The organism is Peribacillus sp. RS7 (assembly GCF_041956845.1).
GTDB lineage: Bacteria > Bacillota > Bacilli > Bacillales > DSM-1321 > Peribacillus.
Genome location: NZ_CP168135.1, coordinates 5,513,287 through 5,533,852, shown reverse-complemented (window position 1 = coordinate 5,533,852; position 20,566 = coordinate 5,513,287). Strand labels below are relative to the sequence as shown.

At 39.4% G+C, this 20,566-nt stretch carries 18 protein-coding genes, 1 other RNA gene and 1 riboswitch; of the genes, 16 read left to right on the top strand and 3 right to left on the bottom strand.

The window, feature by feature from the left end; all coding sequences use genetic code 11:
* The first annotated feature begins 38 nt into the window (after nucleotides 1-38).
* The 8 genes from gpsB to ACDZ29_RS27255 all read left to right on the top strand — a co-directional run bounded on the left by gpsB (nucleotide 39) and on the right by ACDZ29_RS27255 (nucleotide 9,353).
* A complete protein-coding gene (gpsB, locus tag ACDZ29_RS27290) occupies nucleotides 39-350 on the top strand; it encodes a cell division regulator GpsB (protein WP_289315878.1) in 312 nt (103 codons plus the stop codon).
* A gap of 80 nt (nucleotides 351-430) precedes the next feature.
* Nucleotides 431-819, top strand: an RNA gene (gene rnpB / locus ACDZ29_RS27285) — RNase P RNA component class B.
* A gap of 660 nt (nucleotides 820-1,479) precedes the next feature.
* Entirely contained in the window at nucleotides 1,480-2,619 is a 1,140-nt protein-coding gene (locus ACDZ29_RS27280) for a class I SAM-dependent RNA methyltransferase (RefSeq protein WP_289325564.1), read from the top strand.
* A 203-nt stretch (nucleotides 2,620-2,822) separates the two neighbouring features.
* Entirely contained in the window at nucleotides 2,823-3,023 is a 201-nt protein-coding gene (locus ACDZ29_RS27275) for a cold-shock protein (protein WP_034307871.1), read from the top strand.
* Between the two features lie 228 nt (nucleotides 3,024-3,251).
* Nucleotides 3,252-5,168: an ATP-dependent DNA helicase gene (locus ACDZ29_RS27270; RefSeq protein ID WP_375089388.1), complete on the top strand. Its 1,917-nt coding sequence runs from the start codon at nucleotides 3,252-3,254 to the stop codon at nucleotides 5,166-5,168.
* Between the two features lie 132 nt (nucleotides 5,169-5,300).
* A complete protein-coding gene (locus ACDZ29_RS27265) occupies nucleotides 5,301-6,815 on the top strand; it encodes a carboxypeptidase M32 (RefSeq protein WP_289325562.1) in 1,515 nt (504 codons plus the stop codon).
* Nucleotides 6,816-7,182: 367 nt separating this feature from the next.
* Nucleotides 7,183-7,284, top strand: a riboswitch (purine riboswitch).
* A gap of 163 nt (nucleotides 7,285-7,447) precedes the next feature.
* Nucleotides 7,448-8,047 (top strand): xanthine phosphoribosyltransferase, encoded by a 600-nt coding sequence (locus ACDZ29_RS27260; protein WP_289315882.1) that lies wholly within the window; start codon nucleotides 7,448-7,450, stop codon nucleotides 8,045-8,047.
* Nucleotides 8,040-9,353 carry a nucleobase:cation symporter-2 family protein gene (locus ACDZ29_RS27255; RefSeq protein ID WP_289315883.1) on the top strand — a complete coding sequence of 438 codons (1,314 nt, stop codon included), beginning with the start codon at nucleotides 8,040-8,042 and terminating at the stop codon, nucleotides 9,351-9,353. Before ACDZ29_RS27260 ends, ACDZ29_RS27255 begins: the two co-directional genes overlap by 8 nt.
* Nucleotides 9,354-9,746: 393 nt before the next feature.
* Here ACDZ29_RS27255 and ACDZ29_RS27250 read toward each other — a convergent pair whose 3' ends face one another.
* Complete coding sequence (locus tag ACDZ29_RS27250) at nucleotides 9,747-10,166, bottom strand: chemotaxis protein CheX (RefSeq protein WP_375089386.1); 420 nt, start codon at nucleotides 10,164-10,166, stop codon at nucleotides 9,747-9,749.
* A 217-nt stretch (nucleotides 10,167-10,383) separates the two neighbouring features.
* Here ACDZ29_RS27250 and ACDZ29_RS27245 point away from each other — a divergent pair, with 217 nt between their 5' ends.
* The 8 genes from ACDZ29_RS27245 (at nucleotide 10,384) to ACDZ29_RS27210 (ending at nucleotide 19,189) form a co-directional block, all read left to right on the top strand.
* On the top strand, nucleotides 10,384-11,472 hold the full coding sequence (locus ACDZ29_RS27245; protein ID WP_375089385.1) for a type III polyketide synthase: 1,089 nt from the start codon (nucleotides 10,384-10,386) through the stop codon (nucleotides 11,470-11,472).
* Complete coding sequence (locus ACDZ29_RS27240; protein ID WP_375089384.1) at nucleotides 11,472-12,002, top strand: isoprenylcysteine carboxyl methyltransferase family protein; 531 nt, start codon at nucleotides 11,472-11,474, stop codon at nucleotides 12,000-12,002. The genes ACDZ29_RS27245 and ACDZ29_RS27240 overlap by 1 nt, the downstream gene beginning before the upstream one ends.
* Before the next feature lie 137 nt (nucleotides 12,003-12,139).
* Nucleotides 12,140-12,304, top strand: a complete 165-nt coding sequence (locus ACDZ29_RS27235) for a hypothetical protein (protein ID WP_289315886.1) — start codon at nucleotides 12,140-12,142, stop codon at nucleotides 12,302-12,304.
* 162 nt (nucleotides 12,305-12,466) lie between these two features.
* The gene (locus ACDZ29_RS27230; RefSeq protein WP_375089382.1) at nucleotides 12,467-16,204 is read left to right on the top strand and encodes a dynamin family protein; all 3,738 of its coding nucleotides are present in this window, start codon (nucleotides 12,467-12,469) and stop codon (nucleotides 16,202-16,204) included.
* A 15-nt stretch (nucleotides 16,205-16,219) separates the two neighbouring features.
* Nucleotides 16,220-16,981 (top strand): DNA polymerase beta superfamily protein, encoded by a 762-nt coding sequence (locus tag ACDZ29_RS27225; protein WP_375089380.1) that lies wholly within the window; start codon nucleotides 16,220-16,222, stop codon nucleotides 16,979-16,981.
* A 12-nt stretch (nucleotides 16,982-16,993) separates the two neighbouring features.
* Nucleotides 16,994-17,821, top strand: a complete 828-nt coding sequence (locus tag ACDZ29_RS27220; protein WP_370015634.1) for a sulfurtransferase — start codon at nucleotides 16,994-16,996, stop codon at nucleotides 17,819-17,821.
* A gap of 85 nt (nucleotides 17,822-17,906) precedes the next feature.
* A complete protein-coding gene (locus ACDZ29_RS27215) occupies nucleotides 17,907-18,782 on the top strand; it encodes a 5'-3' exonuclease H3TH domain-containing protein (protein WP_289327339.1) in 876 nt (291 codons plus the stop codon).
* Between the two features lie 125 nt (nucleotides 18,783-18,907).
* Entirely contained in the window at nucleotides 18,908-19,189 is a 282-nt protein-coding gene (locus ACDZ29_RS27210; protein WP_370015632.1) for a DUF6123 family protein, read from the top strand.
* 45 nt (nucleotides 19,190-19,234) lie between these two features.
* Here the strand turns inward: ACDZ29_RS27210 and ACDZ29_RS27205 are convergent, their stop codons facing one another.
* Together ACDZ29_RS27205 and ACDZ29_RS27200 are read right to left on the bottom strand one after the other, a co-directional pair.
* Entirely contained in the window at nucleotides 19,235-20,143 is a 909-nt protein-coding gene (locus ACDZ29_RS27205) for a DMT family transporter (RefSeq protein WP_375089378.1), read from the bottom strand.
* Nucleotides 20,127-20,540 (bottom strand): reverse transcriptase-like protein, encoded by a 414-nt coding sequence (locus tag ACDZ29_RS27200; RefSeq protein ID WP_289315892.1) that lies wholly within the window; start codon nucleotides 20,538-20,540, stop codon nucleotides 20,127-20,129. The genes ACDZ29_RS27205 and ACDZ29_RS27200 overlap by 17 nt, the downstream gene beginning before the upstream one ends.
* Nucleotides 20,541-20,566: the final 26 nt, after the last annotated feature.

Genomic DNA, 20,566 nt, shown 5'->3' with positions numbered 1-20,566 from the left:
AGTCGATTGTATTGGCGAAAGTATTGAGGTGAAGTCTTATGCTATCCGATAAGATAAAATTAACGGCTAAAGATATTCTTGAGAAAGATTTTAAACCAGCCATGCGCGGTTATAAACCTGAAGACGTGGATCAATTCCTGGATCTGATCATTAAAGATTATGAAGTGTTCCATCAGGAAATTGAAGATCTTAAACAAGAAAATCTTAAATTGAAAAAACAAGCTGAAGAGAGTACAAAACGTCCAAATCAACCTGCTCCCAGTGCCACTCCGGGAACCACTAACTTTGACATCCTTAAACGGTTATCCAACTTGGAAAAGCACGTTTTCGGAAACAAGCTTTTTGATTGAGGTTTTGCTTTGTAAAAGTGAAATTGATTTTGGTATTGTGTTTTCATGAATAATGGAGTATAATCAATTATGTTATGTTAACGTTTGGGTAATTGCTGCTGCATTTTTGCAGTAGAGGAAAGTCCATGCTCGCACGGACTGAGATGTCCGTAGTGTTCGTGCCTGGCGAAAAAATAAGCTTGGGCAGCAATCTTGGATTGCTGACGGCTGGGAAAATGCCTAAGTCCTTTTGGATATGGCATGAATACCTATAAAAGTGCCACAGTGACGGAGCCTTTACAGAAATGTAAAGGGTGGAACGAGGTAAACCCCACGAGCGAGAAACCCAAATTAATGGTAGGGGCGCTTTCTTCCTTGGAAATGAACGAGGAGAAGGACAGAAGCCATGCTTCTGTAGATAGATGATTACCGCCGAAGTACGAGACGCGAGTCGCTTGCAGTACTGAGGAACAAAACATGGCTTACAGAACGTTATCATATAACACTAAAAGCACAACTCTCCTTTTAAAAGGAGAGTTTTTGTTTATGGAGATTGCCCTTGAATAAAAAAGGGGGCATTCCAATTTATTTTTCGTTTTCTGAAACTCAGCTGTGTTAAACTAAGAACTTGGCAAGTTTTTAATTCCAGCAGGAGGACAATTGCTTGATTGACGTCTGTCCGTAACGTTTTTAAAAATAGCGTTGAAATGTTAAGCATTCCTTGATTCTGGGGCATCCTATTTATAAAGGTTCTGTTTGGTTTCTATTTGAAGGTATTAAGACATGACTTCAAATTTTCTGGTCAATGAATGGGAAGCATTTCTCTATAAGGTATACATAATTGGTGTGAATAAATGGTCCTTCGCTGTATGGATAAATATTTGCAGCGTTTACCTTGATGGATAATTGAGTAAAACTTTATTTTATTGAGTTCGATTTTCCGGTTACTTTAAAAAATGCTCTCGCTAGATGACAACGACATTTTTTTCAGGAAATCAATGACGAATTCTAGGCAAAAAATAAATTGACGGTGGAACTTTTAAATAAGGTTTACATGTCTAAAATCGATTCCCAATTCTTTATTCTTATAATGAAGGAATTAGGTAAAGGTACAATTGATTTGGATTAATGGAAAGAAGGTGCAGGATTAATGAAACAATTCGATATTATCGCAACATCAGCAATGGGATTGGAATCAATTGTCGCCAAGGAGGTTCGGGATCTTGGTTACGATTGTCAAGTCGAAAATGGTAAAATCACGTACAAAGGGGACCAATCTGCCATTGCCCGCTCTAATTTATGGCTGCGGAGTGCAGACAGGGTGAAAATTAAGGTCGCAGAATTTAAAGCATATTCATTTGATGAGTTGTTTGAAAAAACAAAGGCCTTGAATTGGGAAGATTACTTATCAGCCGATGTCGAGTTCCCAGTGAGTGGGAAATCGGTTAAGTCCCAGCTCTACAGTGTCCCTGATTGTCAGGCTATCGTCAAAAAGGCGATTGTTGATAGATTGAAAAGTAAATATAAGCAGGTATCTTGGTTTGCGGAGACGGGTCCTTTATTTAAAATTGAAGTGTCTATCTTAAAAGATGTAGTGACACTTACCATGGACACTTCAGGTGCAGGTTTGCATAAACGAGGGTATCGGACAGGGCAGGGGGAGGCTCCCCTTAAAGAAACATTGGCGGCTGCGTTAATCATGCTGACCAATTGGAAACCGGATATGCCTTTCATTGATCCGTTTTGTGGATCAGGAACGATTCCTATCGAGGCTGCCTTAATTGGGCAGAACATAGCACCTGGGTTTAACAGGGAATTCGTTTCTGAAACCTGGTCATGGATGGACAGCAAGGTATGGGATGAAGCAAGGGTTGAGGCTGAAGATTTAGCCGATTATGATCAGTACTTGGACATAACCGGTTGTGATATCGACCATCGGATGGTAGAAATATCTAAAGCGAATAGTTTTGAGGCTGGTCTTGGAGATCTGGTTGAATTCAAACAAATGCAAGTGAGGGATATCTCGACTAGGAAAGAGTATGGTGTCATTGTCGGGAACCCCCCTTACGGAGAGCGTCTAGGTGAGAAAAAAGCCGTTGAACAGATGTATAGGGAAATGGGACAAGCCTTCAAGAAGCTTGATACTTGGTCAGTATACATGATTACCTCCAATCCTGACTTTGAACAGCATTACGGTAAGCCTGCAACGAAAAAAAGGAAGCTTTTCAATGGTTTCATCCGTGCAGACCTTTATCAGTATTGGGGAAAAAGACCGCCGAAACAGTTTTAAGGTGAAAATGAGTGGGTAGAATATAACGGTGAATTTTGATAGTCAGGACGTTTTATTCATAATAGGTTCCAGTCTTGCTTATCATTTCCTTTTCTGTTATTCTAATAATGAATTATTTTTGTTCAGATTTAAGGAATACCTTAATATTCAATGAGCAAGGATAGTAATATAATGTGTGGAAAACACACTAGGAGGCAACAAAAATGGAACAAGGTAAAGTAAAATGGTTTAACGCAGAAAAAGGTTTTGGATTCATCGAACGTGAAGGTGGAGACGATGTATTCGTACATTTCTCAGCTATCCAAGGCGAAGGTTTCAAAACACTTGAAGAAGGCCAAGACGTTACATTTGATGTAGAACAAGGTCAACGTGGACCACAAGCATCAAACGTAAACAAAGCTTAATTCAACCCTATATTATTTACAGACAGGCTCTCTAAAGGAGCCTGTCTTTTATTTTACGAGTCGGGTAACCTGACAGCATACATAGAAGAAAAACATGCTTTATACATTTCATTTCTGATGGTAGGGTAAATATCTTGACTATTAATGTGAAATAAAGGATAATATACTTTTGCCTAGATATATTATAATGCGGATTCGATATACTGATGATAGATAAAAGGGGAGACCATGATGCTTAAAACACTGCCTTTTTCGGTAACAAAGGAAGACTCTTTTTACGATAAGCTTTCAGAATGGATCGGTGATGTTTTTTACGATATTCTTCCCGAAAAAGGATTTGAGCTGCGTGACGAACAGATCTTCATGGCTTTTCAGTTAGAAAAAGCCTTTAAAGAAAAGAATGTAAGTTTTGCTGAAGCAGGGGTAGGGACCGGTAAGACCTTGGTCTATTTACTATATGCGATTTGTTATGCGAGATATACGAACAAACCGGCAATTATTTCGTGTGCAGACGAAACGTTGATTGAACAGCTTGTCAAAGAAGAAGGCGACATCCAAAAAATCAAGAATGCCTTAGGTATTGAAGTGGATGTTCGGCTTGCCAAATATCACGATCAATATGTATGTCTTAAGAAATTGGATCACGCAGTGAATCATGAAGATTCAGAGGGAATAGATCAGCTCTATGATGAACTTCCCAAGTTTGTCCATGATAACTCATCCATGAACGCCTATACAGCATATGGGGACCGTAAACAGTATCCATATTTAAATGATGAAGACTGGTCTAAAGTTGGCTGGGATCAGCTTCAAAACTGTTTTACTTGTGATAAACGCCATCGTTGTGGACAAACCCTATCACGGGACCACTACCGAAAATCAAGCGATTTGATCATTTGTTCACATGACTTCTTCATGGAGCATGTATGGACTAAGGAAAAACGTAAGCGTGAAGGACAGTTACCATTATTGCCTGAACATAGCTGCGTTGTCTTTGATGAAGGCCATCTATTGGAGTTTGCTGCTCAAAAGGCTTTAACTTATAAAGTTGGGGAACAAACCCTTGCTTCGGTTTTAGAATTGCTTACTGCCAATCAGGTTCGTGAAGAAACCTTATACATCATTGAGGACTTAATTGATATCAATGAAGAGTTTTTTGATTTGTTGGATGAAAAAGCCATACATGTAAGCGGATCTAATCGTTATGAAATCCCGATGTCCAAAGAGATAACAAGCTTTGCCCAAAAGCTTCATAAAAAGGTTGAAGAGTTAGAGGAAAACCTTGTTTTTGAAGCGGAAATGTACACGATCAATGACTATGATTTAAAAGTGACGGAAGAATATTTAGAACAGCTGGGTTACTCCCTTTCCCTATTTGTGAAGGATGAACAGGCCGTTTCCTGGTTTGAAGAAAATGAAATGACCAAAACATTGGTCATCATGCCAAGGCTTGTACAGGATATTTTGTCTGAACAGGTATTCTCTAAAAAAATCCCTTACATTTTTTCATCGGCTACATTATCGGATAATAAATCTTTCCAATACATTGCAGATAGCTTAGGGATAGAAAAGTATGACAGCTTCTCAGTTGAGTCACCATTCGATTACGATGAAGTCATGAAAATGAACATGCCGGTCTTCGAAAATGGAGACCAATTGGCAAAACTTCAATATACGATGAAGACAATTGAGGAAAATGAAGGTCGAACACTTGTGTTATTCCAATCAAAAGAAGAGTTGCATTGGTTCAAGGAAAACTGCCCAATATCAACCTATCCTTTTTATTTTGAAGGTGAAGCGGAAATCAGCGAGCTTGTTAAGAAGTTTCAAGAGAATGAGCAATCTGTTCTTTTCTCCTATCATTTATGGGAAGGGCTTGATGTTCCAGGACCTTCATTACAAAATGTAGTGATACACTCCCTTCCATTCCCGCCACGCGATCCAGTATTCGAGGCCAAACGTAACTCGGTTACCGATGCATTTGAAGAAGTGGATCTTCCATACATGCTCCTTCGATTGCGTCAGGGAATAGGGCGATTGATCAGGACAAGCAATGACTCGGGAACCGTACAGATTTTGATTGAAAAGAACCTTTCGGAACAGTTGAAAGAGAAGATTGTATCCGTTCTTCCTGTAACGCTTTAAGTCAATCCAATCCAAAATAAGAGCCAAGGGCCCCCTTGGCTCTTATTTTATTTTATTTTATTAAACGAAGTAGTTCTGATATGAAAGATTTTTGTATAATATGGTAAAGTGTATTTGGAAGGAGCTGTGGATATGAAAAAGGGTATCGATCTGATTGAAAAAGAATTTAAAGAATATGTCAAGAAAATCTCGGCCTATAATGAAGCGCTCGCGTTAATTTTTTGGGATTTGCGTACAGGTGCACCGAAAAAGGGCGTTGAGCAGCGTTCTGAAGTTATCGGGGTGCTTTCCTCCGAGGTTTTTAATATGATCACAAGTAAAGAAATGGAATCCTTCATTACAGAACTTTCGATGGAGGAAGCGACTCTTAGTGAAACGACGAATAAAATGGTTCAAGAGTGTAAAAAAGAGTTTGAAAGAAATAAGAAAATTCCTGCAAACGAATATAAGGAATTCGTCATTTTACAATCCCGTTCTGAAAGTGCGTGGGAAGAGGCAAGGGAAAAAGCTGATTTTTCATTATTTCAACCTTATCTTGAGCAAATTGTTGCCTACACCCGTAAGTTCGTAGAGTATTGGGGATATGAAGGGCAGAAATATAATACCCTTTTAGACATGTATGAACCAGGCATGACTGTAGATATACTTGACAGCGTATTCAGTGAGCTTCGGTCAAGGATAGTCCCTCTGGTAAAACAGATTGCTGAAAGCGAACATAGACCTGAAACAGCGTTCCTTTACAAAGAATTTCCAAAAGAAAAGCAGCATCAACTCAACTTGGAAGTTTTAAAACAGCTAGGATACGATTTCAATTCTGGCAGGCTGGATGAAACGGTTCACCCTTTTGCAACTGGAATAAACAGGGGCGATGTCCGTGTGACGACCCGTTACGATGAAAATGATTTCCGGGGGGCAATATTCGGTACCATTCATGAATGTGGACATGCCATTTATGAGCAGAATATCGCCGAAGAGTTAACCGGAACACTGCTCGATAGTGGGACATCAATGGGAATCCATGAATCACAATCTTTGTTTTTCGAAAATTTCATTGGACGGAACTATAGCTTCTGGAAAAACAAATTCACCCTATTAAAAGAATATGCTCCCGAACAATTCGATGATGTGACGCTGGATGAATTTTACCGGGGCATTAACGAATCAAAACCATCGTTCATCCGTATTGAAGCAGATGAACTGACGTATCCCCTACATATTATGATTCGGTATGAATTGGAAAAGGCTCTCTTTAATGGAGAACTTGAGGTGAAGGATTTACCAAAAGTCTGGAATGAAAAATACAAGGATTATTTGGGGATTGTACCTGAAAATGATGCCATGGGCGTTTTACAAGATGTACACTGGTCAGATGGCAGCTTTGGTTATTTCCCATCTTATGCATTGGGATATATGTATGCAGCCCAAATCAAGCAGTCGATGCTTAAAGATTTGCCTGATTTTGATGGACTGTTGGAAGCGGGTGATATTGCTCCAATCAGGGAATGGCTTAATGAAAAGATACATAAATACGGAAAAACTAAAAAGCCTCTGGAGATTTTGAAGGAAACGACAGGTGAAGGCTTGAATGTTCAGTATTTAATAAAGTATCTTGAAAATAAATATAAAGAAGTTTATAAAATCAAATGAATCAAAAGAAGAGGGCCTTGGAATTATTTCAAGGCCTTCTTCTTTTTTTATGGCTGCGTTAATCCAATCCATAATTTCCAAAACTTAAAATACTGTGTTATTTCGTTTCACCCTCTTCTTGGAGTGATTCCAAAAAAGAGTATAGTACCACCAATCGCCTGAGCGGTTTGGTATGGAATCCACTGAAGTGCATGCGCAGGATAACCGTAAGTGACTATTTGTTAATGGGTAAATCCGTGTTGATCAGTCTTGGTGATTTCATAATTTTCAAATAATACGAATAATACTTTCTTTTTTTAATTGAAAGTTCGGTTTTTGTTAAAAATGACTTTTCAAATAGAGCCAGCGTTGTTATAATTCATATATTAATAAAATAAAAATCTTCACTCGTATAATAGCAGGGATATGGCCTGCAAGTTTCTACCGGATTACCGTAAATAATTCGACTATGGGTGAGTAATAGATCTTGTTGCATAATGGAAGGCTTTTGCTGATTCATTTTTCATTCATGCCCAAGAAATATTGCTTCACTCCAAAAAAGTGCCGCAATGTTTCTTGGGCTTTTTTATATGCCGGGAAACAATTGCATGGTTTATGGGTCAATATAACATCCAAGATTGGGAGGAACCTTCATGCAACTTTTAAAGGAAAAAATCTTGTCCGAGGGTCAAGCTTTATCAGAAGATATTTTAAAAGTAGATTCATTCTTAAATCATCAAATGGATCCTATGCTAATGAAAGAAATTGGTAAAGAATTCGTAAAACGTTTCGAACAAAAAGAAATAACAAAAGTGCTGACAATTGAATCTTCAGGCATTGGACCTGGTTTGATGGCTGCTTTGGAATTGGAAGTTCCGTTAATTTTTGCCCGTAAACGTAAATCACTTACTTTAACAAATGATTTAGTAACGGCGTCCGTACATTCCTTTACAAAAAAAGAAACCAATACAATTACTGTTTCCAATAAATATATTGAAGCTGGAGATAAGGTTTTGATCATCGATGACTTCCTTGCGGTCGGACAAGCAGCCCGGGGCTTGGTGGATATCTGTAATCAGGTTGGAGCAGAAGTGGCCGGTATCGGCATCGTTATTGAAAAAGCATTCCAAAGTGGCGGTAAGGATCTTAGGGAACAAGGTTTTCAAGTGGAATCCCTTGCGCGAATTGCAGAGTTGAAATTCGGTGAGATAACGTTCGCTGAGGAAAAGGAAGGGGCAACCGTCAATGTCTAATCAATCACCATTGAAAGTTGCTTCCTTAGGACTACAACATGTTCTTGCAATGTATGCAGGTGCGATCGTCGTTCCACTGATTGTCGGAGGTGCATTGGGTTTAACAGCTGCGCAGTTAACCTATTTAGTTTCGATAGACATTTTAATGTGCGGAATAGCGACGTTATTACAAGTCTGGAAAAATAAATTCTTTGGAATTGGGCTTCCCGTCGTTTTAGGCTGTACTTTCACGGCAGTTAGTCCCATGATCGCGGTAGGTACCCAATATGGAATCTCCACCATTTATGGAGCCATTTTAGTGTCAGGATTGATCGTCATAATAATTAGTAAGTTCTTTGGGAAACTGGCAAGGTTTTTCCCACCGGTCGTTACTGGATCAGTCGTTATGATCATTGGGATCACACTCATTCCTGTCGCCATCAACAATCTTGGCGGCGGCCAAGGTGCTCCTGATTTCGGCAACTTGGATAATGTAGCTCTTGGTTTTGGAACTTTGTTATTCATCATTTTCATGTATAAATTTTCAACGGGGTTCGTACGCTCCATCTCTATTTTACTGGGACTGTTAGTCGGGACATTTGTCGCTTTCTTCCTTGGAAAAGTTGATTTTAGCTCAGTAGCAAGTGCCACTTGGTTGCATTTGCCTCATTTTTTCTACTTTGGCACTCCGACTTTCAATATCACGGCTATCATTACAATGACCTTGGTGGCGATCGTCAGCTTAGTGGAATCGACTGGCGTTTATTATGCCTTAGGAGAAATCACGGACAAAGAGATTTCGGAAGACGATCTCGCGCGTGGATATCGTTCTGAAGGGCTTGCCATCATGCTCGGCGGTTTGTTTAATGCTTTTCCGTATACAGCATTTTCACAAAATGTCGGTTTGATTCAATTGTCGGGAATAAAAACAAGAAATGTCATTTATACAACAGCGGGAATGCTCATTTTCATTGGCTTTGTTCCGAAAATTGGTGCATTCACGACGATTATTCCTTCCTCCGTGTTAGGCGGGGCAATGGTTGCCATGTTCGGAATGGTGATTGCCGCTGGAATTAAGATGTTAAGTAAAGTGGATTTTGCCTCACAAGAAAATTTATTGATCATCGCTTGTTCCGTAGGTATGGGACTTGGGGTCACGGTCGTTCCTGAGCTTTTTGCTAAAATTCCGGAAAGCATTCAAATATTAACGGATAATGGAATCGTGGCTGGAAGTCTGACAGCCATTTTCCTGAACATCGTCTTTAACATCGTCCCTACAAAAGGGAAAGTGAAGGAAGCGCGTATTGAAAGGCAGAATGTAGCCTGATTAAAAATAGATTCGGTATACTTGATAGATTCACCCATAAAATGCCCCAAATCCTCAGATGATGGATTAGGGGCATTTTATATTTCCGCGCGAAGACATATCATTGATAATGAAGTTTTTTCATGAAATGAGATTTTGTCAGATAAAAGGAAACTCTCTTCACTTTTTGAATATATTGATAGTATATGTTCAGGAAAGTAGTGATAGATATGGAGAGAAAATATTGTATTCATTGTCGGACCATTTTAAGTCAGGAGAATAGGTGCAGTGTATGTGGAAATGAGGAGTTTCAAAATATCATTATACAAGTACAAAATCAATCTTCAGTGAAGAAGGAAGAATGAACGTACCCCCTTACCGATTATCTGGGTAAGGGGGTTTATTGTTTCAAGATTACATTTCAACCATTAAGATGATATGAAGGGTACCTACGCCTTCCAATGAAATGGGCAAATTGACTGCTTCATTAAACCCATACATTTTGGTATTGCCCACAATGACGGTGGGAGGTGTAATATCGATAATTGTATTCTCCGTTTCTAAGCAGGTGGCGATATTGCCAGCAAGCATGTTGCCGAGTTCTGCTGCGAAAGATTCAAGCATTTCACCTTCTATTGGAATGACGAACATGCCTTCACCTATTTTACTCATGCATCCGTTTGTTCCTTCAATGATTATTCTTCCGCGGTTATCCCCTGATATGCCAATAAGCACGCTAATGGATTCCTGTTTGAAAGGCTGCCTGATGAGGGATGGCTTTTGAATATCTATAGTTAAAAGGAATAACGGACTTAACAGCAAGGATGGATCCATTTAACACTTTTGTAATTACAGTGTTGATATTTTCATTCCTCCGATTGTATGGTTATGTGTTCTACTTTAACAATATTATAGGCTCTTTTACCTATACTGTTTTAGAAAAAACAAAAAATATAATGAAGCATCAATAAATATAACCATTAAGCCGTAAAGCATAAATGATATCTTGGTGGGTATATTAACCATATCATGAATAATAAGGGGTGGGATCATGCCATATTTATTATCTGCATCACATATAAAGCTACCATATTTACTTTCACAGGAAAAAATCATGGAATTTTCGAGAGAAATCTTTGGATCCTCGTATAAGAATATAGAACGGTTACTAAAGGCCTTTAAAAATGGACAAGTGGAAAATCGATATTTTTCAAATGATCTTGATTGGTTTAAAGAAGATCATACTTTTTCCGATCGGAATGATTTATACATCAAACAGGCAGTCAAGTTTGGGAAAGAGGCTATAGAAAAATGTTTAGCCAACACAGAATTTTTAAAAGAAGAACTGCATGCAAACGACCTGGATGCTTTCTTTTTCATCTCAAGTACGGGTATCGCTACCCCGACCATCGATGCCAGGATAATGAATGAGCTTCCATTTAACCCGCATGCAAAAAGAATTCCGATTTGGGGGCTTGGCTGTGCAGGGGGAGCGAGTGGCCTATCACGTGCTTTTGAATATTGCCAAGCGTATCCGGCGGCGAAGGTCATTGTTTTAAGTGTGGAGTTATGCAGTCTGACATTTCAAAGGAATGATATCTCCAAAAGTAATTTAATTGGAACTTCCTTATTTTCTGATGGAGTGAGCTGTGTTTTGGTTTGCGGTGATGAAGTACCGGATGAACAGTTTTCAAGAAAAGGAAGCCATTTGAATTTTTTGGATTCGCAATCCACGCTTATGCCGAATTCATTGGATGTAATGGGGTGGGATGTTAAAGACCAAGGGTTATACGTGATCTTTTCGAAAGATATACCTTCAATCATCAAAGATTGGCTTAAACCGAATGTTCAGGAATTCTTAATGGAGAATGGATTGGAGCTTGGGGATATCAAAGATTTCATTGCTCATCCTGGAGGAAAAAAAGTAATTGATGCTTATCACGAAGCCCTGGGATTCGATGAAAGCATGACGGGAGAATCAATGAGTGTATTGAAGGAATTTGGCAATATGTCCTCAGCCACTATTTTGTACGTCCTGGAGAGATTCATGCAGCGTGGCGGGAATGAAGATGAAGTCGGCCTGGCTGCTGCATTGGGGCCTGGATTTTCATCTGAACTTGTGTTAATGAGGTGGAAATGATGATCTTCGCCATTTTCATAATCTTGATTGCCATTCAACGCCTCGTTGAACTATATATTGCCAAGCAAAATGAAAAACAGCTGAAAATTGCAGGAGCTGTAGAATACGGTGAGTCCCATTACAGATGGATGGTTCTAATGCACCTTAGTTTTTTTATTGTTCTCATTATTGAGGTGGTCGTGTATGAACGGGATGTAGCTGGAGTTTGGCCAATTTGGCTGATCCTGTTTCTAATTGCGCAGTCGGGAAGGATTTGGGTAATCAGTTCATTGGGAAAACATTGGAATACAAAAATCATAGTGGTTCCTAATGCCGAAGTAGTCATTAAAGGACCTTATAAATATTTCAAACATCCGAACTATATAATAGTAGCAACTGAGATTATAGTTATTTCCTTATTATTCAATGCATATTATACTGCAATCATCTTTAGTTTACTGAACGTTTGGATGATGGCTGTAAGAATCCCCCTAGAAGAGAAGGCATTAAAGGAACATACGGAATATTCTGCGGTTTTTAAGGGAAAATAATAAAAATTATAAATTCTTATTGAAAATGATTATCGTTCGTGATAAGATTCTAAATGAAGATGAAAATTATTCTCAATCACATATCGATAAATTTATTATTAAAAACTAAAAGCTACTCAATATATAAGAGGATGGTGTTGGTAATGGTCTGGGTATTCATTTTATTGACAATCGCTACATATGGTTTTGTGATGAAATATGTATTAAATAATATTCAAAAACCGGCAAAGGCAGTAAAACCTTATACGGAGTCAACAATGGAAAACCGAGCTGCATTTAACCCCACCCCTACAACCAGGTAAACACCTGGTTTTTTTTGCATTCACGACGATTATATAATCAAACTAGATGAATCCGCCAAACGGCGGTTTTTTTTTTGAACACGGCCTGTAATGAATCATATAGTAAAACTAAAGCTGATGGTATGAATAATAAACGAAATCGTTTACAATAAGAGTATCAAAATGACGATAGTTAAGGGGTATGGATTCATGATTCAAGAAACATTAAAGCAACAGTCCAAATTGGGGATTTTGACTGCCATGTATGAGAAATTCCAATCGGCAGGTGATACAGGCAATGCCGGTAAAATGAAACAGTTAATCCTGAAAGTGAATGATGAGGAGTTCATCATTGCTTTTTGCGGCCATTTTTCAGCGGGCAAGTCAAGTATGATCAACTTTCTCCTCGGTGATCAAGTATTGCCATCAAGTCCGATTCCAACGAGTGCAAATACGGTGAAAGTCCAAAAAGGGGAAGACTATGCCAAAGTCTTTTACCATCAACAGCCACCAGTCTTATTTCCGGCACCTTATGATTTTAAAGAGGTGAAGAAATTTGCCAAGGATGGTGATTCAGTATCGGCAATAACGATAAGTTCCAATCATTTTTCACTGCCGGATTCATGTGCAATCATGGATACGCCAGGAATCGATTCGACAGACGATGCACATAGAGTTTCTACGGAATCTGCCTTGCATCTAGCTGATGTCGTCTTCTATGTTATGGATTATAATCACGTCCAGTCAGAAGTGAATTTCCTATTCACAAAAGAATTGTTGGAGGCTGAAAAGCCGACATACTTAATTATCAATATGATCGATAAGCATGATGAGACCGAGCTTAGCTTTCAAGACTTCAAGCTTTCCGTTTCTGAAGCATTTGCGAACTGGAATGTTTATCCTGATGGCATTTTTTATACATCTGTAAGAGATTTGAACAATAGCGAAAATGAAATAGAAGTGGTCCGGCAGTTTATCTATGAAATGGCGGGCAAAGGTCAAAATGATGGGAAAGATGCCATCATGCAATCGGCTAAAGCCCTAGTCGAAAGGCATCTTATTTGGCTGAAGGACCAATATGAAGAGGCACATGCCGATGATTTTGAAGTATTATCGGAACTTCCTCATGAAGAGCGAATTCATCTGACGAATCAAGTGGACAGCCTAATAAAAGAAAAAAATTCATTGACTGGACGTATAGAGGACATCAAAGTCCAATATGCTGAAGCATTGGAAACAATATTGAAAAGTGCGTACATCATGCCCGCGGCTACACGGGACCTAGGTAAATCATTCTTGGAATCGGCGCAGCCTGACTTTAAAATGGGTCTATTATTTGCCAAGAAAAAAACGGAGGCAGAACGTGGGGAACGCATCAAAGCATTCTTGACTGATTTACAAGAAAAGGTGAAGACCCAGCTTGAATGGCATCTTAAAGAATTAGCGGCTAAAACGCTTAATAAAGCGGAGATCCATGATTCAACACTTGAAAGTAAAGCTCAGGCACTTCAAATCGAGGTTACGGAAGCTTACATAAAAAACTCTTTGAAGCCTCAAGTCGATATTACAGGTGAATACGTTTTAAACTATACGAATGATTTGGCCGCAGCCATCAAAAAGAAAGCACGTGATGTATCAGAAGGATTTTTGAATGGTATGGTTGCCGTAATGGAAGGAATAGTCGAACAGCAGTCTATATCCATCGATAAAGAGCTTGAAGGTTTTTCTGAATTTGCGGAAGCCCTTAAAGTTACTGCGGCGATGAACGCGGAAATCGAGTACCAAACGGAACGTTTAGAGGCCATAACCAATCAATCTGAATCATTGGTCGATGAACGTGATATTGATACGCTTTTAACTCAATGGGAAGAGGAAGAAAAAAATATTACAGTCAAAATCATGAAAACCGATAAAGGAAGTAATTCAAAGCACGTCAACGAACAACCTGAACAAGATCATGATAAAGAAAATAAGGCTGTACCTTCTGTGGCTGTTTCTTCATCTGGTGCTTTTGATTTACGCGGAAAAGAAAAGCTAATGGAGACAGCAGCCGGTTTACATCAGGCGGCCAAGCTGATACAACCTTTGAAAGGGTTTCAATCACTTTATAAAGAATTGACGGATAAGGCGAATCGCTTGGAACAGCAGACTTTCACGGTTGCCCTCTTCGGTGCATTCAGTGCAGGCAAATCTTCCTTTGCCAATGCGTTGATGGGAGAAAGTGTCCTTCCTGTTTCACCTAATCCGACAACTGCTGCAATCAATAAAATCATGGCTTCAGACGCTGAGCATCCACATGGGACGGCAACCGTCAAATTAAAGACGGAAGCGATGCTGTTGGAAGATGTAAGCTTGGCTTTGGCAGCTTTTGATAAATCGGCCAAGACTCTGGATGAAGCACTTCAGCTAGCAGGACAAATCATTGCGAAGGCGGGGGAAGTTGATAAAGGGAAAACGCATTTATCCTTCCTTAGGGCGTTTCATCAAGGGCTGTCCGAGCACCAAAATGATTTAGGAAATGTGGTTACGGTAGATCTTGATGGGTTTAAACGTTTTGCTGCGGAAGAGTCCAAGTCATGTCTTGTTGATTTGATTGAATTGAGATATGACTGTGAAATGACAAAGCAGGGGATGGTCCTTGTTGACACTCCTGGGGCGGATTCGATTAATGCCCGACATACAGGAGCAGCTTTCGAATATATTAAGAATTCGGATGCCATCCTTTTTGTGACCTATTATAATCACCCATTTTCACGGGCAGATAGGGAGTTCTTGATACAACTTGGACGTGTGAAAGATTCTTTCGCTATGGATAAGATGTTCTTCATTGTCAATGCCGTCGATCTTGCACAAACCACTGACGAATTGGACGAAGTGAAGGAATATGTCACAGATCAATTGAATGGATTCGGAATCCGTTTTCCAAAACTATTCCCGCTAACGAGTAAGGGAGCTTTGATGGAAAAACAAATGCCTGGTTCATTTAAGCATTCGTTCCTTCCGAATAGCGGTATTTCGGAATTCCAAGACCAATTCGATTCTTTCATCGAAAACGATTTAACTGGACTTGCAATTGAATCCGCTCAAGCGGCTGTAAAAAGAACGGAAGAATTGCTACGGGATGTAATTACAGCTTCCAGGCAGGATGAAAAAGCGAAACGAAAAGCCCTGGAGTCCCTTTCACATGAGGCTCAGTCCATTTCGGAACTTCTCTCGGTCATTAAAGGGGATGCAGAAAAACAACGTTTGAAAAAAGAAATCGATGAACTGACTTTCTATAGTAAACAACGGGTCTTTTTCCGGTTTAATGATTTCTTCAAAGAATCGTTCAACCCTGCTGTTTTAAAGGATGATGGAGGGGATCTGAAAATTGTCCTCAAGCAAGCGATGAAGAACTTATTGGATGCGTTAGGCTTTGATCTTGCCCAGGAAATGCGGGCAACGGCTTTAAGGACGGAAATGTTCGTAAATAAATTGCTGAATGAGAAACAAGGCAGTTTGCTTCAGCAAATTCAAAAAGTAAGAAAAAATCTTTCATTACAGCCATACGAACCTAATGAGAGGGAGTCGCTTGAGTTCACAGGAGCTTTTGTCCAATTGGATACTGGCGAATTCAAAAAGGAATTGGCGTTATTTAAAAATCCCAAATCCTTCTTTGAAAAAAACGAGAAATTGAAAATGAGCGAAGGGCTTCAGAAGCGTTTGGATGAACCTGCCCTTATGTATGTAAAAGGACAGGGTGAGCGGATTTTCGAAATGTATAATGAAGTCCTCGACCAAGAGTTACTCTCGATTCAAAAAGAGTTTATGAGGGAAATATCGGATATCTTTGCAGGTTTACGTGCAGCATTGGAGGAAACGGTCGATCTACCGTATTATGAAAATGCAGTTGCGGAATTGGCAAAAATGCATTCGAAATAGAAACGAGGTTCATTCATGAAAGAAAACCTTATTTCAAAATTGAAATACCTAGAAAAGAATGAGAATATGACCATTTTAATGGCTGCTGTTACAGGCAGCCATTCTTTTGGTGTATCTTCCGCCCATTCGGATATCGATGTTCGGTTTATATATGTTCATAATGATAAGCGAACATACCTCAGCTTGAGTCAGCCCGTTGAAGTGATTCATTTGAAACAAGGTCTATATGATATGGAAGGCTGGGATCTTTTTAAATCATCCCGTCTTACGGTAAAGAGTAATCCTGCTCTATTTGAATTATTTCAGTCACCAATCAAGCTGGTTACACATCCGGATTATCTTAGGAAGATGAATGATTTGATAACGGATTGCTATTCCAAAAAGACACTAGGACACCATTACTATCGGATGATGACCGACAATCTTCAACAATTGGCAAAACCAATGGAATCCGAAAGAAAAGAACTAAAAACATGGGTACAAGTTTACCGTTCATATTTAATCCTGGTATATATCATCCAACAGGGTTCACTGCCGCCTTTATCAGTATGGGAACTGCTTGATGTGGTTTCAATCGATCAAGAAATGAAAACCAGGATGACCCGAATATTTAAGGCAAAACAAAAGGATGAATGTATGAACATCAATGATAGCGAAAAGAATCTTTCGTTATTAAAAGGGAAATCACTTTTTTTAAAGAATGAAATAACTAAGCTTCCTCCCGGGAAGAACATGGAAACGGAGCTTAATCAATTAATTTGGACCATTTTGAAATAGGGGGTTATGCAAATGGGTTATATAATGGAAAAAGAAGAGCTGTTGCCGTTGTTGGATTCTAGTGATATCAGGATCTGTGACTGTCGCTTTCGTCTAGGCTCTCCTGATGCAGGGTTTAATGAATACCAAAAAGACCATATTTCCGGTGCTGTTTATTTCGATCTTGAAAAGGACTTATCGGGGCAGGTTCAAGAACATGGCGGAAGACATCCTCTTCCTGACCTGGAAACGTTTAAAGACAAACTGGAATCAAATGGCATTACCAATGATACGGTACTTGTTGCTTATGATGGGGGAGAAGGTTCTTTTGCTTCAAGGTTTGTCTGGTTGCTGAGCTATCTTGGGCATCAGAAAGTCTATGTTCTTAACGGGGGATATCGCGCCTGGAAGGATGCGGGCTATCCGATTGACTCGAATCAAACGAATTATATTCAAACACAATATCATATCGATTTAAATCAAACCGTTTTTGCATCTTTTCAAAAAGTGAAGGATTATACTATGAATAGGGCTGACCATGTCGTATTAATGGATTCAAGGGAATCTAAACGGTACGAGGGAATCGAGGAACCGATTGATAAAAAGGCCGGCCATATACCTGGTGCAGTAAATAAGGTGTGGTCAAACGTCCTGGAAAATGGCTATTATAAAAATAAGGAAGATCTTCAGGCGAATTTCTCAAGTATCGGCATGGATAAGGAAATCATTGTGTACTGTGGTTCAGGTGTAACGGCTTCTCCCAATTATATCGCCCTGAAAGAAGCGGGCTATAAAGATGTAAAGATATATATTGGCAGTTTCAGTGACTGGATCTCTTATGATGAAAATCCGATTGAATAATATTTTTTCCAATTAAACGATCCTTAAAAAAGAGGACAGGTATGTTAAAATGGATGTACATCATGATAGAGGTGATAATGTGTTAATGAAAGAAAATGAGCTACATCCATCATTTATGCTTGTTGACGGGATGGCGTTATTATTTAGAGCTTTTTATGCAACGGCCGTTACTGGTCAATTCATGATAAACTCAAAAGGCATTCCAACTAATGCCGTTCAAGGTTTTTTGAAGCATATGCTGACGGCAGTGAATCATTTTTCACCTAGTCATGTAGCGGTGTGCTGGGATATGGGCAGCAAGACTTTCAGAAATGAATTATTTGATGGATACAAGGCTAATCGTTCAGAAGCTCCAGTCGAAATGATCCCTCAATTCGACCTAGCGAAAAAAGCGGTTGAAGCGTTTGATATTCCTAACATAGGGCTATCAGGATATGAAGCGGATGACTGTATCGGGACAATTGCGAAGGCATCTGCACAACATAGCCGAGTGGGTATATTGACAGGCGATCAAGATATGCTCCAGTTAATTGAAGAAAACATTTCCGTTCTTTTGTTAAAAAAAGGATATGGGAACTATGAAGTGCATAATCCCGATAGCTTTTTTGAATGGAAAGGGATTACTCCAAGACAAATGATTGATTTAAAAGCTTTAATGGGCGATACAGCTGATAACTATCCCGGAGTTAAGGGGATAGGTGAGAAGACTGCATTGAAATTATTGATTCAGTATCAAAGTATCGAAGGGATTCTTGAAAATGTTGCTTCATTGACCAACGGACAACGGGCTAAGATTGAATCAGCCGTCGATATGCTCCATTTATCCAGACAACTAGCAGAAATAAAATGTGATGTACCAATTTCATGTTCTTTGGATGATGCTGTTTATCGGTATGATCGCGAGAAGGTCAAAAATCTGGCTAGGGATCATGAATTCAGGGCTTTACTGAAAATGATTTAATAATGAAACTTTTCGGAGCTCCCCAATGGGAGCTCCTTTAATTTGTAGGGTGAATTTTTTGTCGAAAAATGGATAGTCAAAATCTTTGATTTACGGTAAGATGAAAATAAGGCATGAAGTATGGAGTGGATGCAGAAGTGGCGAAATCAACTGAAGAGTATGTTAATTTTTTAGAGGGTAAGGGATTCACTTTTGGTAATGACGCTATAGGTTTTATTTATTTTGGTAAGCGCTACACTGACGCAAGTGATATTTTAGTCAATGCAGCAATAGAATTGACTTTGAAGGTTCAAAAGAATTTTGATGGTAGCTTCTATATTTCCTTTTTGGAAAACTTAAAACAAAATGGCATTGAAACGCGTAGTGCAGCGGTATCATTTGCTAAAGAACAGGGCCTGCTTAAATAAATCGGACTTCTTAACTTTGAAGTCCGATTTATTTTATTTGGCTTTTCAGGAAAACTCCTGTGTGACCGGTTTCTTTTTCTTCGCAGGTAGCTCAGCAAGTATCATCCCCATGAAAATGAAGACACAGCCGATGATGGAAGCGGAAGTCAATTTTTCCCCTATCAATATGTATGAGGATAACGCAGCAAAAACCGGTTCCATTGAAAAGATCAACGCGACTCTTGTAGGTGTCGTATAGGCTTGGAAGAAGGTTTGGGCGAAAAAGGCGAACGCCGTGGCAAGTGCTGCCGTAACCAATAAAGCAGTCCATACATCTTTCTGTAACATGACCTCTGAGCTGAATATGACAGAATGATTCTCTTTGAAAATGAAGGCTGAAACAAAGGATAATAAAGATACGGTGGAAACCTGAATCAGCGTCAACGGTAAAGCGGGATGGGTTTTGGCATATCTGGCGGTCGTAATGATCTGCATGGCGAAACTTATTGCGCATAAAAATACGAGTAAATCACCGATATTCAAATTGGAGCGGTCCGCGAAAGTCATTAAATAAAGCCCCACGGTTGCAGCTGCCACACCTATGATCGTATTGCGGGATAGCCTGTGTTTCAAAAGTAACAGAGAAAAAACAGGTACCATGACGACACTTAGGCCTGTTATGAAGCCCGTCTTCGCAGGAGTTGTATGATTCAATCCAATCGTTTGAAGACCATACCCAAGAAAAAGCCAAACCCCAATATGAAACCCCGCTCTAAAAAGGCCTTTATTCCATGTTTTCCCTCTTTTGCGTAAAGTCGATATATAAGGGATGAGTAAGAAAAACAAGGCCATGAAAAAACGGACGGCATTAAACGTGAAGGGGTCAAGAAACGATAGGGCATTTTGAACCGTGACAAAAGTGACACCCCAGATGAATACAACGAATAATAATGAAAAATCAGCTGTCTTGTTCATGAATTTCCTCAGCCTTATTCAATCGAATGGCACGTCTCGCCAATACATCCGCTGACTTGTTTTCGAGACTTGGAATCCATTTCATGAAAAATAATTCAAGCTCGGCGGAAAGTTTAAGCGCTCGTTCCAGCAATATGGCGTATTTATTTTTTGCAAATCTTTTTTCAATGGCCTGGTTGATGGCTTGGGAGTCAGTCCGAAAAGAAACGATTTGATAATTATTGGCTACACAAATTTCCAACGCTTTGATTAAAGCATGGTACTCCGCTTCATGGTTTTCCATATTTCCAAGCGGAATGGAGTGCCGCTCGACCACACCATTATTATTTATGAAAACACCTGCCCCGCTCGGCCCTGGATTGCCCGCACTGGCACCATCAATATACACTTCGATCAAGATGTGCTCCTCCTCGAGATTAAGCT

What these genes read in the sequence shown, in the direction of transcription:
- gpsB (WP_289315878.1), top strand. Translation starts at nt 39, where the DNA reads ATGCTATCCGATAAGATAAAATTAACGGCTAAAGATATTCTTGAGAAA.
- ACDZ29_RS27280 (WP_289325564.1), top strand. Translation starts at nt 1,480, where the DNA reads ATGAAACAATTCGATATTATCGCAACATCAGCAATGGGATTGGAATCA.
- ACDZ29_RS27275 (WP_034307871.1), top strand. Translation starts at nt 2,823, where the DNA reads ATGGAACAAGGTAAAGTAAAATGGTTTAACGCAGAAAAAGGTTTTGGA.
- ACDZ29_RS27270 (WP_375089388.1), top strand. Translation starts at nt 3,252, where the DNA reads ATGATGCTTAAAACACTGCCTTTTTCGGTAACAAAGGAAGACTCTTTT.
- ACDZ29_RS27265 (WP_289325562.1), top strand. Translation starts at nt 5,301, where the DNA reads ATGAAAAAGGGTATCGATCTGATTGAAAAAGAATTTAAAGAATATGTC.
- ACDZ29_RS27260 (WP_289315882.1), top strand. Translation starts at nt 7,448, where the DNA reads ATGCAACTTTTAAAGGAAAAAATCTTGTCCGAGGGTCAAGCTTTATCA.
- ACDZ29_RS27255 (WP_289315883.1), top strand. Translation starts at nt 8,040, where the DNA reads ATGTCTAATCAATCACCATTGAAAGTTGCTTCCTTAGGACTACAACAT.
- ACDZ29_RS27250 (WP_375089386.1), bottom strand. Translation starts at nt 10,166, where the DNA reads ATGGATCCATCCTTGCTGTTAAGTCCGTTATTCCTTTTAACTATAGAT.
- ACDZ29_RS27245 (WP_375089385.1), top strand. Translation starts at nt 10,384, where the DNA reads ATGCCATATTTATTATCTGCATCACATATAAAGCTACCATATTTACTT.
- ACDZ29_RS27240 (WP_375089384.1), top strand. Translation starts at nt 11,472, where the DNA reads ATGATCTTCGCCATTTTCATAATCTTGATTGCCATTCAACGCCTCGTT.
- ACDZ29_RS27230 (WP_375089382.1), top strand. Translation starts at nt 12,467, where the DNA reads ATGACGATAGTTAAGGGGTATGGATTCATGATTCAAGAAACATTAAAG.
- ACDZ29_RS27225 (WP_375089380.1), top strand. Translation starts at nt 16,220, where the DNA reads ATGAAAGAAAACCTTATTTCAAAATTGAAATACCTAGAAAAGAATGAG.
- ACDZ29_RS27220 (WP_370015634.1), top strand. Translation starts at nt 16,994, where the DNA reads ATGGGTTATATAATGGAAAAAGAAGAGCTGTTGCCGTTGTTGGATTCT.
- ACDZ29_RS27215 (WP_289327339.1), top strand. Translation starts at nt 17,907, where the DNA reads ATGAAAGAAAATGAGCTACATCCATCATTTATGCTTGTTGACGGGATG.
- ACDZ29_RS27205 (WP_375089378.1), bottom strand. Translation starts at nt 20,143, where the DNA reads ATGAACAAGACAGCTGATTTTTCATTATTATTCGTTGTATTCATCTGG.